The sequence below is a fragment of the Pseudomonas sp. UBA7500 genome, from assembly GCF_002478435.1.
GTDB lineage: Bacteria > Pseudomonadota > Gammaproteobacteria > Pseudomonadales > Pseudomonadaceae > Aquipseudomonas > Aquipseudomonas palmensis.
Window position 1 is genome coordinate 12,001 of the sequence record NZ_DLNW01000027.1, and the last position, 14,270, is coordinate 26,270.

Sequence of the window (14,270 nt, forward strand, 5' to 3'; positions counted from 1 at the left end):
TGACTGAGCCTGGCTGCCTTGGCACCAGGCTTTTTGCATTATGCGTCCGGCTCCATGGAACCGGCGAATTCAAAGACGGCCTAATATGCGTGATCAATTGCCCCTACGTCGAATCAGCATGAAGCATCTCCTGCCCAGCACTGCCCTCGCCCTGATGATCGGCCTTGGCAGCTTGCCGCTGGCCGGCGCCGCTTCGGCCGCCAACAGTTGGGACAAGTTGCAACCAGACCGCGATGAAGTGGTCGCCAGCCTGAACGTGGTCGAGTTGCTCAAGCGCCACCACTACAGCAAGCCGCCACTCAATGATGCGCGCTCGGTCATCATCTACGACAGTTACATCAAACTGCTCGATCCCTCGCGCAGTTACTTCATGGCCAGCGATATTGCCGAGTTCGACAAGTGGAAGACGCAGTTCGACGACTTCCTCAAGAGCGGCAACCTGGACCCGGGCTTCACCATCTACAAACGTTATCTGGATCGCGTGAAATCGCGCCTGGACTTCGCCCTGGCCGAGCTGAACAAGGGCGTCGACAAGATCGACTTCACCACCCAGGAAACCCTGCTGGTCGACCGCAAGGACGCTCCGTGGCTGCAGAACCAGGCCGAGCTCGACGACCTGTGGCGCAAACGCGTCAAGGACGAGGTGCTGCGCCTGAAGATCGCCGGCAAGGAACCCAAGGCCATCCAGGAACTGCTGACCAAGCGCTACAAGAACCAGCTCGCGCGCCTGGACCAGACCCGCGCCGAAGATATCTTCCAGGCCTACATCAACACCTTCGCCCAGTCGTACGACCCGCACACCAACTACCTGTCGCCCGACAACGCCGAGAACTTCGACATCAACATGAGCCTGTCGCTCGAAGGCATCGGCGCGGTGCTGCAAAGCGACAACGACCAGGTCAAGATCGTGCGCCTGGTGCCGGCTGGCCCTGCCGCCAAGACCAAGCAGGTGGCCCCGGCCGACAAAATCATCGGCGTGGCCCAGGGCGACAAGGAAATGGTCGACGTGATCGGCTGGCGCCTGGACGAAGTGGTCAAGCTGATCCGCGGCCCGAAGGGCTCCGTGGTGCGCCTGGAGGTCATCCCGGCCAGCAACGCGCCTAACGACCAGACCAGCAAGATCGTCTCGATCACCCGCGAAGCGGTCAAGCTCGAAGAACAGGCCGCCAAGAAGTCGGTGCTCAAGCTCAAGCAGGACGGACGCGACTACAAGCTGGGCATCATCGAGATCCCGGCCTTCTACCTCGACTTCAAGGCGTTCCGCGCCGGGGATCCGGAGTACAAGTCCACCACCCGTGACGTGAAGAAACTGCTCACCGAACTGCAGAAGGAAAAGGTCGACGGCGTGGTCATCGACCTGCGCAACAACGGCGGCGGCTCCCTGCAGGAAGCCACCGAGCTGACCAGCCTGTTCATCGACAAGGGCCCCACCGTGCTGGTACGCAACGCCGACGGCCGTGTCGACGTGCTCGAAGACGAAAACACCGGTGCCTTCTACAAGGGCCCGCTGGCGCTGCTGGTCAATCGCCTGTCGGCCTCGGCCTCGGAGATTTTCGCCGGCGCCATGCAGGACTACCACCGTGCCCTGATCATCGGTGGCCAGACCTTCGGCAAAGGCACCGTGCAGACCATCCAGCCGCTCAACCACGGCGAGCTCAAGCTGACCCTGGCCAAGTTCTACCGGGTTTCCGGGCAGAGCACCCAGCACCAGGGCGTGTTGCCGGACATCGACTACCCGTCGATCATCGACACCAAGGAGATCGGCGAGAGCGCCCTGCCCGAAGCCATGCCGTGGGACACCATCCGCCCGGCCATCAAGCCGGCCGTCGACCCGTTCAAGCCGTTCCTTGCGCAACTCAAGGCACGCCACGAAAACCGCAGCGCCAAGGACCCGGAGTTCGTCTACATTCGCGATCGCCTGGCCCTGACCCAGCAGTTGATGAACGAGAAGACCGTCAGCCTCAACGAGGTGGAACGCCGCGCTCGCCATGCCGACATCGAAGGCAAGCAGCTGGCGCTGGAAAACATCCGGCGCAAGGCCAAGGGCGAAGAGCCGCTCAAGGAACTGAAGAAGGAAGACGAAGACGCCCTGCCGGTCGAGCCGGATGACACCAAGCCGGAAGATGACGCGTACCTCGCCGAAACCGGGCGCATCCTGCTGGACTACCTGGGGCTGAATTCCTCGGTGGCCAAGCACTGAAACGATAATGGCAAAATAATGTGACGGTGCCCATTTCGGGTCATCAAACAGTCATCATTCTGTCGTGAAATAAGGGACTGGGCGCCGATGGCCCCAGTCCCTTTTTTTCAAGGTAGCCCTGCCATGACCGTGACCGAACAGCTCAGCGCGTTGAGCTCCATCCTGGCTCAAAGCGGCTTGCACAGCCTGTTCCAACCCATCGTCTGCCTGTCCGAGCGACGCATCCTCGGTTATGAAGCCCTCAGCCGCGGCCCGTCCAACAGCCCGCTGCACTCCCCCATCAACCTGTTCGCCGTGGCCCGCCATGCCGGCCGCCTGACCGAACTGGAGGTGGCCTGCCGCGAAAGCGCGTGCCGGCGTTTCAGCCAGCAGCAACTGGAAGGCAAGCTGTTCCTCAACGTGTCGCCCGAATCGTTGCTCGAACCGCAATACCAGTCCGGGCGCACGCTCAAGCTGCTGCAGAGCCTGGGCATCCCACCCAGCCGGGTGGTCATCGAGTTGACCGAACAAACCCCCACCGATGACTTCCAGCTGCTGTTCAACGCCCTGCACCACTACCGCGACATGGGCTTTTCGATTGCCCTGGACGACCTGGGCGCCGGCTATTCCAGCCTGCGCCTGTGGTCGGAACTGCGCCCGGACTACGTCAAGATCGACCGGCATTTCATCGACGGCATTCACCAGGATGCGGTCAAGCGCGAGTTCGTCGGCTCGATCCTGCAGATCGCCAAGGCGTCGCGGGCCAAGGTGATTGCCGAGGGCATCGAGCTGGCCGAGGAGCTGGCGGTGCTCACCGAGATGGGGGTCGACCTGGTACAGGGCTACCTGCTGTGCCGGCCGCAGGAGCAACCGCCCCGCGACGCTACCGCCATGCTGCCGTCAGCGACGCACAGTGGCGCGGTGGTGCTGGGTGAGGACGGCCGCGATCTGAGCGCGCTGCTCAACGAGCAACCGGCCGTGAGCGGTGATACGGCGACCCTGGAGGTACTGGCGCTGTTTCGCCGCCAGGCCAACCTCAACTCGCTGGCTGTTCTCGACCATGCCCAGCGCCCCTGCGGCATCGTGCACCGCCATTCGCTGTCCGACGCGCTGCTCAAGCCGTTCGCCACCGACCTGTATGCGCGCAAGCCGATCAGCCGGCTGATGAACGAGGACTTTCTGGCGGTGGAGCTCAACCAGTCGCTGCAGAAGGTCAGCCGCCTGCTGACCAGCCGCGCGCGCCAGCGCATCGAGGAAGACTTCATCATTACCCAGAACGGTCGCTACCTGGGCCTGGGGCGGGTGATCGACGTGCTCAAGCTGATCACCGAACAGAAGCTGCAGCAGGCCCGCTATGCCAACCCGCTGACCCTGTTGCCGGGCAACGTGCCGATCCAGCAATGCCTGACCCGCTTGCTGCAGCAACAGCGCGAGGCAGCGATCTGCTATGTGGACATCGACAGTTTCAAGCCCTTCAACGACATCTATGGCTATGCCAAGGGCGACGAAGTGCTGTTGAGCCTGGCCCAGTGCCTGAGCGAACGGGTCGACCCCAGCCGGGACTTCGTCGGCCATATCGGTGGCGACGACTTCATGCTGGTACTGGGTTCGAAGGATTGGGAGCAGCGCCTGAACGTGCTGCTGGACGACTTTCAGAATGCCTGTCGGCGCTTCTACCGCACCGAGCACCTGGAGGCCGGGTGCTTCATCGCGCACAACCGCCTGGGCCAGCGCCAGGAATTCCCGTTGCTGTCACTCTCGATCGGTGTGGTGCAACTGCATGCGCATACCTGCGCGCAACTGGATGCCGGCCAACTGGCCGACCTCGCCTCCCAGGCCAAGCACCATGCCAAGGATGTGCCCGGGCACAGCCTGTACCTGATCGATACGGCGCTGGCGCCTCAGGCCTGTTCGGGATAGGTGTACTCGAACACCCGTACCACTTCCGAGGCATGCCAGGATGCTGCGGCCATGCCGTCCGATGGCCCGGAAAACCGCCCCAGGCGCTCGACGCATTCGAAAAAGCCGGTACGTGGCAAACGGCTGGCCCCCTGGCTGATCACCAGCGAGCTACGCAGTGGCTGCTCGGCGCGTGCATCGATCACCGCCAGGTACTCAAGCGCGGCGGTCAGGGTCTGCATCGCCGGGCTTGGCAGCTCCAGGCGTTCGAGCAAGGCGCGGTAGGTCAGCAGGTGGCGTTGCCGGCGTGCCACGTCCAGCTCGCCCAGCAGCCCCTCCCATTGCTGACGGCTGATCCGCACGCCGCTCACGACGGCTCGCTCCAGCCTGCCACGCCCAGCTCCCAGGCCAGGCTGCGGCGGATCGCGGCATCCGGCTCGCGCTCACCGCTTTCAATCAGCGCCAGGTACACCGGACTGATGCCCACCTTGCGCGCCAGCTGCTCGGCAGCCAGGCCCTTGGCCTCACGCAAGGCGGCCAGCTCGCCCAACGCGGGCAGGCTGGCCGGCGTGGGTGCAGCGGCGCTGGCGTTGACGCCTGCCGGCTGCGCCGTGGCGGCCGGTTGACCTGCCGCCTTCAACAACGCTTGATAGTGCTCCCAGGGCACGACCGCGTACTCGGGTTGACCTTCTCGGCTGATAACCTGAATACCCATTACAACCCCCTTGTAAGAACCTGCGCATGTAATCGCTCGGTATAGCGCTTATGCCAAATATAGTACCAGCCGGCGCAGTATTGCAGGGTGTAACCGGATTTAGCGCTTTCCCTGCTCCAGGCGCAACGCTTCGGGGGTGTCGGGCAGGCGCTCGACCACGCGCAGTTTCTCGGGAGACTGACGATTGCGCCAGGCGCGAAAAGCCGCCAGCTCGCTGTCGAACGTCTTCAGCACCCAGGCCAGTACGGCGAGATCGTCGAGCAGGCCGATGCCGGGCAGCCAGTCCGGGATCGCGTCCAGCGGGCTGACAAAGTACAACAGGCCGGCGACGATGGTCAGTAGCGCCCTTGAGCTGATGGCACGGTACTCGCCACGCCACCACGCCACGCACAGCGCCTGCAGCAGGCGTACGTCATCCTTGAGCTTGCCCAGGCTCGGGCCCTTGCGCGCCACGGCGAAGATCAGCGCTGGCAGGCGCCCCCGGCTCAACAGGCGCTCGGCCAGCGGCAGGAAACGGGCAAAATTCCAGGGTGCTTTCATACCACCTCCAACGGCAGGGCCGGGAAGGTTATCCACAGTATTTGTGGATAACCTTGTGAACAGAGGCCATTTTCAGGCTCGGCGTGCCCGCCAGGCAAGGGCCAGGGTCAAATCGGGCGTTTTTTACACACCTGTTTCATTACGCGGTCACTTTGCGAAAGCCGTCACAGTTGCGCACGCCACCAAGGTGTGACGTCAGATCGCTCCCACGGTTCAGCCCGATCCATAAACGACAACGCCCCGTCGAGACGGGGCGTTGTGCACACAGCGGGACGCTTACTTCTCAGCAGCGTCTTCTGCTGCCTTGGCCGGGTCCTTGATGGCGATCAGTTCCAGATCGAACACCAGTACCGAGTTGGCCGGGATCATCGGGCTAGGGCTCTGTGCGCCATAGGCCAGGTCAGCCGGGATGAACAGCTTGACCTTCTCGCCCACGTGCATCAGTTGCAGGCCTTCGACCCAACCCGGAATCACGCCGCTGACCGGCAGGTCGATCGGGCTGCCGCGCTCGACGGAGCTGTCGAACACCTTGCCGTCGATCAGCTTGCCTTCGTAGTGAACAGTGACCACGTCGGTAGGCTTGGGCTGGGCGCCTTCGGCCTTCTTCACGATCTGGTACTGCAGGCCCGACGCGGTGGTGACCACGCCGTCCTTCTTGCCGTTTTCTTCAAGGAACTTCTTGCCGGCGGCGGCCGACTCTTCGCTCATCTTGACCAGGCGTTCTTCAGCACGCTTCTGCAGCGCGGCGAAGGCTTCGACCAGGTCTTCGTCCTTGATCTTCTGTTCCTTCTTGCCGACAGCGTCCTCGATGCCCTGGGCCACGGCCTTGGAGTCGAGATCGTCCATGCCTTCCTGTGCCAGGCTCTTGCCCATGTTCAGGCCGATACCGTAGGAAGCTTTCTGTGCCGGGGTCTTCAGCTCGACGCTGGTCTGCGAATCGCAACCCGCCAGTACCAGGCTAACCAGGGCAACCGCAGCCGCCAACCGATGCTGTTTCATGCTATTTCCTTGTTCATGCGCCAAAAGGGCAATCGAGTAAAGCCGCGAGCTTATCAGGCGGCCACGACCAATGGCTACCGGCATGAGAGCGACAAAAGGTCGAGAAGTTCAGCCAGGTGAAGGCTTCTTCATGCAGCCGATAAGCCAGTGGCCAGTATTGCAGCCAACGCCCCGGATCTGGATGAAATCTACGGGTAGTGTCCTTCGCGGTACTGCCCCGCCACTTCGCGCAGCACCTGGCACAACCACTGGGCCGGCAGGGCCTGTGGCAGCGCGGCATTGCTGCAGATACCCACCGAGCCACCGGGTTCGCGCACGCCCAGGTCGAGCTCGCACAGCTCGCCCCGCTGCAGGTCGACCCGCACCGCATCACGCGGGGCCACCCATACCGCATCGCTGCCCAGCACATAGCGCCGGCTCAGTGCCGGGGAAAGCGTTTCCAGACGTTGCTGCGGTTGTTCGATGGCGCATTGCACGAACAGGCTGTCGGCATGCTTGCGAATGGTGGTGCCGGCCAGGGGCAGTACCAGCGGGTACTGGCCCACCTGGTTGCGCTCGATCGGGCTGCGTGCCAGCAGCAGGTGGCCGGGGCGCACCACCAGCGACATCGACTCGCTGTACAGGTGCTCGAACAGCAGGCCCTGGATCTGCGGGCTGTCGGTCATGCGCCCGATCACCAGGTCCAGCTCCCCCACGTGCAACTGCGCCAGCAGGTGCGCACTGGGGCCGGTGGCAACGCTGACCACCAGGGCCGGGTGGCGCTGGTGCAGGCGGCAGATCACTTCGGGGATGAGCAGGCTTTCGACGGTCGAGAGCACGCCGATCTTCACCTGCGGCGGCGCGTGTTCCTCGCCGCGCAGGGTACTCACCCCTTCGCGCAGGGCCTGTACGCACGGGCCGGCGTAGCGCATGAAGCGCACCCCGGCCGCAGTCAGCTCGACACCCTGCTTGCCGCGCTCGAACAATCGCGTCTGCAGCAGTTCTTCGAGCTCCTTGAGGGTCTTGGAAATCGCCGGCTGGCTGATGGCCACGGCGTCGGCGGCCTTGGCGAAACTGCCTTGACGGGCGATTTCGAGAAAGCACAGCAGGTGGCGGAACTTGATGCGGGTATCGAGGTTCATGGCCGGAGTTTATCGCAACCGCAGCCCCTTTGCGGCGCCGGCCTCGAACAACACACAAGCTATATGCTATATATACGCTTCGTATACAGAGTGAGTATTGCCATGGGTATCGTCAAGATCGATGACGCGCTGCATGAAGACCTGCGCATTGCCAGCGGCGCGGTGTCGCGCTCGATCAACGCGCAGGCCGAGTACTGGATTCGCATCGGCATGCTGGCCGAGCTCAACCCGCACATGACCTACCAGGAACTGTTGCGCCAGTTGCTGCGCCAGGAGCAGGCCAGCCTCAGGGAGCTGATCGCATGAGCGAGGTGATCCTGAAGAACCCGCAGCAGCTGGCCTTGATGCGTACCGCCGGGCAATTGCTGACGCGGGTGTTCGAGCACCTGGACGGCTTTGTCGCGCCAGGGGTCAGCACCTTGCAGATCAACGACCGTGCCGAGGCGTACATCGTCGATGTGCTCAAGGCGCGTCCGGCCAGCAAGGGGCAGTACGGGTTCAAGTATTCGCTCAACACCTCCGTCGACCATGTGGTGTGCCACGGCGTGCCAAGTGCCGACGAGGTGCTGAAGGCGGGGTCGATCATCAATGTGGACATCACCCTGGAACAGGGTGGTTACATTGCCGACTCGTCGAAGATGTATGCGGTGGGCGCCATTGCCGACGAGGCGCGGCAATTGGTCGATACCACCTATGCCGCATTGTGGGCGGGCATTCGCCAGGTGCGGCCCGGGGCCACGCTGGGTGATGTGGGGCATGCGATACAGCGGCTTGCCGAGGGCGCGGGTTACAACGTGGTGCGTGAGTACTGCGGGCACGGCATCGGCAGGCAGATGCACGAGGCGCCGCAGGTGCTGCACTACGGACACCGCAACAGCGGGCTGGTGCTCAAGCCGGGCATGGTGTTCACCATCGAGCCGATGATCAACCAGGGCGGGCGTGGGGTGCGTACGCTCAAGGACGGGTGGACGGTGATCACCCGGGACCGCAGCCTGTCGGCACAGTGGGAGCATACGGTGGCAGTGACGGCGCAGGGGGTCGAGGTGTTGACCTTGCGTGAGGAAGAGCGGGGCATGGTCGGGTGACTGGCTCACCATCGCACTGCTGATCGTGCTTTTGATGTTCCGGTTCTTCAGGGGGGCTTGTGGGGCGCTTGGATCACCGCCCGTGCCGGATAATCTCTCGGCCCCCTTCCCGGGGAGCGACGGTTGTAAGGTTAGCGAGCTTATCCAGCATGGACAGAGACGCCGAAGGCCCCTTCCGCTCTTACAGCGGCTTACTTTTTTCTTGGAAAAAGTAAGCAAAACCGCTCCGTCCAGCATCCGGCCCTACGCTTCGCTACGGGTCCCCTCATTCCACCCACGCTCCGTGGGGCCGCGCCGTACGGGCATCCCTGCCCGTCGGCACTTTCCGGGCCATCCATGGCCCTACACCCCACTACACGCAGGCTCCATTCGGCCTCCTGAAGGACGGAAGATCAAAAGCAAAGCAACAGCAAGAGCAAGAAAACCAGCACCGGTAGACACCACTGCCGAAAAAATCTGGATCCAATTGCCCCACCCGCCCCGCCTCTCTACAATCCGCGCCATTACGGTCGACCCCGCCCATTCCCCGTCGACCCCGGAGCCTTCTATTCATGGAAGAGATTGAACAGCACTGGCTGTACGCCCTTTCTGCACCCATGGCCGCCCTCAACGGCGCCAGCCTCACCTCCCCCCGCTATTTCGAAGCCGAAGGGGACCTGGACCTGAAAAAATGGTGGGGCATCAACAACCGCCGCGAGCTGCTCGACATGCTGCGCATGGCCGACACCGGCCACGCCGAAAAACTCAACGATGCCTACTGGCAATACCCTCGCCGCCAACCCAGCCAATGGCAGGCACTGCTTGACGAGCTGGGCCCGCGCGAGCGCGCCAACTATGAATTTGCCGCACGCACCTATGCCGATTGCGGCTTCGGCGGCACCCGCGCCTGGGACCTGGGCCGCATGGGCTACCTGCTGCGCGCCGGGGTGTTCGAGAACCTGATCACCGAGCCCGAAAGCCTCTGGCTGCACAGCCGCCTGGCACTGCGCGCACGCCACTTCTACAACAGCTGGGACACCTACATCGCCGGCTACATGTTCGGCAAATCGCTATGGAACTGCTCCAGCCATGACGACGACGTCTACCCCTACCGTATCGACCGCCAGGGCGCCGAGCACTGGAACCGCTGCATCATCATGAACATGCTCAAGCGCGGCAAGGCACTGTTCGCCAGCCTGCCCTGGGACCTGCCACTGGACTACCCGCCCCGGCCCGATTCGCTCGAGGAGGGCACCTGGTCATGAGTTGCTGGATAAAGCTGGGCATCGAGCCCACCAAGGACCAGGACGTCATCCGCGGCGCCTACCGCGCCCGCCTGCCGGAGTTTCACCCCGAAACCGACCCGCAGGGCTTCCAACTGCTGCGCCAGGCCTACGAGCACGCGCTCAAGCTCGCCACCCGCACGGATGACGAAGACGACGAAGAGGACGAGGACGTCGGCGAAGAACAGGCCTACGCAGAACGCCCGCCGCGCCCGCCCCGCGTGCACCCGGTCATCGCCACCTTCGCCCGCATGCTCGCCGACCCGGCCCGGCGCTACAACGTCGATGCCTGGCAGGACTACTTGCGTGAGCTCGACCAGTTGCCCCTCGAAGAACTCGAGGACGTAAGCTGGGAACTGCTGTGGCGCCTGGAAGAAGCCGGCCAGCTGTCCAATGCCTGCGTGCAGGTGCTGGCCAAGCGCCTGGCCTGGGACAAGCAGTTGCTGCGCCTGGGCTTCGAAGAGGCGCAGGAAGTCGAGACGCTGCTGGCTCGCTTCGCCGCCCCCGACCCGTTCGACATGCGCCTGATGAACGACTGGTCTACGGCCGCGCAGTTGGAAACCCTGTGGTACCTGCGCAGCCTGGACCACCTCTACAACAACCGCCCGCTGTTCGAACTGGCCGCCTTCGCCCGGGAACACACCGTGGTCGCCCTGCCCCCGGACGCCGCACTGGTCGAACGCCTGCTGCTGCAGATCGGCCAGGCCGGGGTGGCCAGCCCGAGCCTGTACGCGCTGTGCGTTGAACGCCAGGCGCTACAACCCGACGATGTCGACGCGCTGTACCAGCTGGCCTGCCAGGCCAGCCTGCTGGGCAAGGAAGAAGAAGCGCTGTCGTGCTGGAGCCGCCTGTGGCTGGAGTTCCGCCACCCGGTGGCCGCCCGCGAGCTGCTGGACCTGTGCACCGCGCACCAGCCGCAACGCCTGCCGCTGATGATCCAGGCCTTCGACCGCCTGGCACCGGTGCGCACCTGGCCCGACGACCTGAGCGAAGACGAACAGACCCTGGGCAGCCCGGCGCAGCGCCCGGAAACCCTGACGCGCTGGTTCCAGGCCGCGCGCCTGGAACTGGACGGCATCGCGGGGCAGTTCGTCGACTGGCGGGCCACCGATGAGCGTGAGCTGGAACTGCTCGCCAGCCTGATCGACGAACACCCGGACCCGGCCCTGCAGCGTCTGTACCGCCACGCCTGGGCCCTGCACTGCGGCGACGCCGCGCTGCTGCAACAGGTGCTCGACGAACCTAAAAGCAGCCACCTGATCGATGAACTGATCCTCGACGGCTTGCGCTACCAGGCCCAACAGCAACTGGCCTGGCTGCAACAGGCGCCGATCCCCCTGGCGATCCAGGCGTTCCTGAACAGCAACTCGCCGCACCCACAACTGCCCGACGTGCTCAAGGACGGCGCCACCACCCTGTGCCGCGACTGGCTGCGCCGCCTGCGCGCCTACGACGGGCGCACCCTGGCCCGCCTGCACGAGACCTTCAGCCCGCGCGCCATGATGCCGGTACCGTTCGGCCTGGAGATGCAATGCGAGCTGGGCGCCGCAGGCGTGGTGCTGCCTCCCGCCCCGGCCGGCGCCGAGTTGTGGCACTGGCACCGCCAGGCACTGTTCATGCTGGCCCTGGCCCAGGCGCCACAACGCTGGCTGGCGCTGGTGACGCCGAGCATGCTCGACACCCTGCAGTGCCCACCCGGCCATCCGTTGGCAAAGGTCCATACCCTGCTGCTGAACCTGCTTCAGGAACAAGGCAACCTCGATGGGCTGCTGGGCTGGCTGGACAGCCGCGACCCGCTGCAAAAAGCCATTGCCGACAGCCTGCCCGCGCCGGACCAGGCCCTGAGCAGTGCGCGCCTGCCCAGTACGCTGGCGTTGCTGGCCAGCTACCAGAAGGACGAAGAGGCCTTCGCCGACGACCTGCTGGGCATGATGCTGTTCTGGGCGGTGCTCTACCACGACCCGGCACTGGATGCCGAACAGCACCGCGTGCTGCTGCGCACCATGGCCGACATCTCCAGTGAAGAGCCGTGGTTCGAAGCCTTTCGCAGCGGCCTGATCAAGGGCGAGCCGAGCCGGCCGCCGCGCGAGAAGCTCGATGCCTACGGCATGGACAGCGCGGTGTTCTACCAGGTCATGGATACGCTCAAGGGCCTGATCCGCTACGGCCGTGTCGGCGTACCGCGCCTCAAGGTGCTCAAGCAGCTGCAAAAGGCCAAGGATGACCCCAGCACCGGTATCGGCCTGCGCTTTGCGCTGACCGCGGTGTTGTCCTGGTGCGAGCGCCTGCTGCTGGCCCAGGCCGATCTTCAGCCAGTATCGCCCTGGGCCTTCTGGCGCTGGAACACGCGCCTGGGCCGTGGCGCATTCGTCGGCCAGCTGATGTTGTGGTTCTTCGTCACCCTGGTGCTTGCCATCACCTCCAGCGATGCGCCCGAGGCCATGGTCAAGATCGGCCTGGGCCTGGCCCTGCTGTTCGGCACCTGCCTGCGCCGGCTGCACGACATTGGCCACGGGATCGTGGTGATGGTGCTGCTGGCTGCGCTGTCGGTAGCGCTGCCGTTCCTGCCGCTGGTGCTGGTGGTGATGCCCGGCGACGTGCTGCCCAACCGCTGGGGCGTGTCGCCGGAGCATCATGACCCCGACGCTCTCAGCGGCGGGCTGCAGGCTGTGCTGCGGCGCCTGATCGGCTAGAGGTTGAGTGCGTCCAGCGCCTCGTTCAACTGCTGGCGCTGGCTGGCGATCAGGCTGGACTGCTGGGTGGCCAGCACCTGGCTGAAGTCGCTCAGCCAGGTGCCGATCTGCTCGCGCTCATCGCCCAGGCACTGCATCCAGGCGCGCTCCAGGCGCGCCGTCAGGGTTCGGTTGGGCAATGCATCGCGCGGGTGGATCTTCAGCCCGGCCAGGCGCTGATGGCTGTTCTGGCGCGCCTCTTCATCCAGCCCGGTGGGGCTGCGGTCGATGCTATGGCTGTGGCGCTTGCCGGTGTCCACCAGGGTCACGTCGACTTCGAGCAGGCCGTTGATGTCGTAACTGAAGCGGATGTCCAGTGACTGGATCTTGTCCATCGGGGTCAGCTCGACGACGAAGCTGTCGATGAAGATGTTGTCACGCACCCACGGCCGCTCACCCTGGTAGACCTCGACGTTGATGGTCTTCTGCTGTTCGTGGGAGGTGTAGAAGCGCTGCACCCGCGAGGTCGGTATCACCGTGTTGCGCTCGATGATCGGCGAGAATACCCCGCTGATGTTGGCGCCGCGGGTGGTCTCGATGCCCAGGGTGTAGGGGCATACGTCGGTCAGGATCAGCTCTTCGATGGCCGAGTCGCGGGCCTTGCAGGCCGCCTGGCTGGCAGCGCCCAGGGCGACGATGGTGTCGGGGTCGAGGTGGCGGTACGGCAGGCGGCCGAACAGCTTGGCCACCATCTGCTGCACCACCGGCATGCGCGTGGCACCGCCCACCAGCACCAGGCTGTCGAGGTCGCGCGGGCTCAGCCGCGCGTCGCGCAGGGCCTGCTCGATGGGCGCGCGCACCCGGCCCAGCAGCGGCTCCCAGATCGTCTGCGCGCCCAGCTCGTCCAGGGTCCACTCGCGGGGCTCGCCGGCACCCTTCCAGTAGACCGTCTGCGGGCCTTCGCCCAGCTTGCACTTGAGCAGTTCGATGCTGTCGTACAGGCTCGCCAGCGCCTGCGGTTCGACGCTGGACAGGGTCATGCCCCAGTCCTTCAGGCAGGCCTGCAGCAGCGCTTCGGTGAAGTCTTCGCCGCCAAGAAAGTTGTCGCCGGTGGAAGCATGCACCTCGATCAGCGGCAGGGCGTATTCGAGCACAGTGACGTCGAAGGTACCGCCCCCCAGGTCGAAGATGAGTGTGCGCTCGAATTTCTGCTCGTGCAGGCCGTAGGCCATGGCGGCGGCGGTCGGTTCGTTGATCAGGCGCTGCACCTTGAGGCCCGCCAGCTCGGCGGCGAACACGGTGCGCTTGCGCTGTTCATCGCTGAAATAGGCCGGCACCGAAATCACCGCCTCGTGCACTGCGCAGCCCAGAAAGGCCTCGGCGTCGTGCTTCAGCGAGCCCAGCACCAGGGCCGACAGCTCTTCGGGGCTGAATGCCTGCCCGCCCAGCTCCAGGCGCTTTTCGCTGCCCATGAAACGCTTGAATGCCGCGACGCTGCGATCGGGGTGGGTGGTCAATCGCGAACGGGCGGCGCGCCCCACCAGGATGCTGCCGTCGTCATCGATACTGACCACCGAGGGGGTAAGCACCTCGCCAAGGGCATTCGGGATCAGTTGGGCACGGCCTTGCTGCCATACGGCGATCAGGCTGTTGGTGGTGCCCAGGTCAATGCCCAGCAAGGGCGCGGCGGCGGGGGTTGCATCCTGCATATGAGGTCTCTGGCAGTGGTCGTCATCGGCCAGCGGCCGGAGCTCGCCCGGCCTGCTGAAAGGCGCCCTACTTTAACTGAACCCCCCAC

12 protein-coding genes are annotated in these 14,270 nt (G+C 64.6%); 6 read left to right on the top strand and 6 right to left on the bottom strand.

The features are described 5' to 3' along the window. Window positions 1-118: 118 nt before the first annotated feature. Both B4I46_RS11885 and B4I46_RS11890 read left to right on the top strand, forming a co-directional pair. Window positions 119-2,200: a carboxy terminal-processing peptidase gene (locus B4I46_RS11885; RefSeq protein WP_167400229.1), complete on the top strand. Its 2,082-nt coding sequence runs from the start codon at window positions 119-121 to the stop codon at window positions 2,198-2,200. 123 nt (window positions 2,201-2,323) lie between these two features. Next, window positions 2,324-4,099 carry a GGDEF domain-containing protein gene (locus tag B4I46_RS11890; protein WP_054914669.1) on the top strand — a complete coding sequence of 592 codons (1,776 nt, stop codon included), beginning with the start codon at window positions 2,324-2,326 and terminating at the stop codon, window positions 4,097-4,099. On the opposite strand, the gene B4I46_RS11895 is transcribed toward B4I46_RS11890, so the two are convergent. The 5 genes from B4I46_RS11895 to pcaQ form a co-directional block, all read right to left on the bottom strand. Next, complete coding sequence (locus B4I46_RS11895) at window positions 4,081-4,449, bottom strand: hypothetical protein (RefSeq protein WP_116055198.1); 369 nt, start codon at window positions 4,447-4,449, stop codon at window positions 4,081-4,083. The genes B4I46_RS11890 and B4I46_RS11895 overlap by 19 nt on opposite strands. Beyond that, window positions 4,446-4,793, bottom strand: a complete 348-nt coding sequence (locus B4I46_RS11900) for a helix-turn-helix domain-containing protein (protein ID WP_286900338.1) — start codon at window positions 4,791-4,793, stop codon at window positions 4,446-4,448. Before B4I46_RS11900 ends, B4I46_RS11895 begins: the two co-directional genes overlap by 4 nt. 99 nt (window positions 4,794-4,892) lie before the next feature. Continuing rightward, window positions 4,893-5,333 carry a YkvA family protein gene (locus B4I46_RS11905; protein WP_043859973.1) on the bottom strand — a complete coding sequence of 147 codons (441 nt, stop codon included), beginning with the start codon at window positions 5,331-5,333 and terminating at the stop codon, window positions 4,893-4,895. A gap of 276 nt (window positions 5,334-5,609) precedes the next feature. Then, window positions 5,610-6,332 carry an FKBP-type peptidyl-prolyl cis-trans isomerase gene (locus tag B4I46_RS11910; protein WP_054914671.1) on the bottom strand — a complete coding sequence of 241 codons (723 nt, stop codon included), beginning with the start codon at window positions 6,330-6,332 and terminating at the stop codon, window positions 5,610-5,612. A gap of 188 nt (window positions 6,333-6,520) precedes the next feature. Further along, window positions 6,521-7,453, bottom strand: coding sequence for a pca operon transcription factor PcaQ (pcaQ, locus tag B4I46_RS11915; RefSeq protein ID WP_286900341.1), 933 nt, complete (start codon window positions 7,451-7,453; stop codon window positions 6,521-6,523). Between the two features lie 102 nt (window positions 7,454-7,555). On the opposite strand from pcaQ, the gene B4I46_RS11920 reads away from it, so the two are divergent. The 4 genes from B4I46_RS11920 (at window position 7,556) to B4I46_RS11935 (ending at window position 12,493) form a co-directional block, all read left to right on the top strand. After that, window positions 7,556-7,759: a ParD-like family protein gene (locus B4I46_RS11920; RefSeq protein WP_043859970.1), complete on the top strand. Its 204-nt coding sequence runs from the start codon at window positions 7,556-7,558 to the stop codon at window positions 7,757-7,759. Beyond that, window positions 7,756-8,538 carry a type I methionyl aminopeptidase gene (gene map, locus B4I46_RS11925; protein WP_043859969.1) on the top strand — a complete coding sequence of 261 codons (783 nt, stop codon included), beginning with the start codon at window positions 7,756-7,758 and terminating at the stop codon, window positions 8,536-8,538. The genes B4I46_RS11920 and map overlap by 4 nt, the downstream gene beginning before the upstream one ends. 551 nt (window positions 8,539-9,089) lie before the next feature. After that, complete coding sequence (locus B4I46_RS11930; RefSeq protein WP_043860023.1) at window positions 9,090-9,782, top strand: DUF1266 domain-containing protein; 693 nt, start codon at window positions 9,090-9,092, stop codon at window positions 9,780-9,782. Then, on the top strand, window positions 9,779-12,493 hold the full coding sequence (locus B4I46_RS11935) for a molecular chaperone DnaJ (RefSeq protein ID WP_104572064.1): 2,715 nt from the start codon (window positions 9,779-9,781) through the stop codon (window positions 12,491-12,493). Before B4I46_RS11930 ends, B4I46_RS11935 begins: the two co-directional genes overlap by 4 nt. Here the strand turns inward: B4I46_RS11935 and B4I46_RS11940 are convergent. Continuing rightward, the gene (locus B4I46_RS11940) at window positions 12,490-14,181 is read right to left on the bottom strand and encodes a molecular chaperone HscC (protein ID WP_054914674.1); all 1,692 of its coding nucleotides are present in this window, start codon (window positions 14,179-14,181) and stop codon (window positions 12,490-12,492) included. The two genes, B4I46_RS11935 and B4I46_RS11940, sit on opposite strands and share 4 nt — an antisense overlap. Between the last annotated feature and the right edge of the window lie 89 nt (window positions 14,182-14,270).

Excerpts from the sequence above, each read along its gene's own strand:
- B4I46_RS11885 (WP_167400229.1), top strand. The coding sequence starts at position 119 with ATGAAGCATCTCCTGCCCAGCACTGCCCTCGCCCTGATGATCGGCCTT.
- B4I46_RS11890 (WP_054914669.1), top strand. The coding sequence starts at position 2,324 with ATGACCGTGACCGAACAGCTCAGCGCGTTGAGCTCCATCCTGGCTCAA.
- B4I46_RS11900 (WP_286900338.1), bottom strand. The coding sequence starts at position 4,793 with ATGGGTATTCAGGTTATCAGCCGAGAAGGTCAACCCGAGTACGCGGTC.
- B4I46_RS11905 (WP_043859973.1), bottom strand. The coding sequence starts at position 5,333 with ATGAAAGCACCCTGGAATTTTGCCCGTTTCCTGCCGCTGGCCGAGCGC.
- B4I46_RS11910 (WP_054914671.1), bottom strand. The coding sequence starts at position 6,332 with ATGAAACAGCATCGGTTGGCGGCTGCGGTTGCCCTGGTTAGCCTGGTA.
- pcaQ (WP_286900341.1), bottom strand. The coding sequence starts at position 7,453 with ATGAACCTCGATACCCGCATCAAGTTCCGCCACCTGCTGTGCTTTCTC.
- B4I46_RS11920 (WP_043859970.1), top strand. The coding sequence starts at position 7,556 with ATGGGTATCGTCAAGATCGATGACGCGCTGCATGAAGACCTGCGCATT.
- map (WP_043859969.1), top strand. The coding sequence starts at position 7,756 with ATGAGCGAGGTGATCCTGAAGAACCCGCAGCAGCTGGCCTTGATGCGT.
- B4I46_RS11930 (WP_043860023.1), top strand. The coding sequence starts at position 9,090 with ATGGAAGAGATTGAACAGCACTGGCTGTACGCCCTTTCTGCACCCATG.
- B4I46_RS11935 (WP_104572064.1), top strand. The coding sequence starts at position 9,779 with ATGAGTTGCTGGATAAAGCTGGGCATCGAGCCCACCAAGGACCAGGAC.
- B4I46_RS11940 (WP_054914674.1), bottom strand. The coding sequence starts at position 14,181 with ATGCAGGATGCAACCCCCGCCGCCGCGCCCTTGCTGGGCATTGACCTG.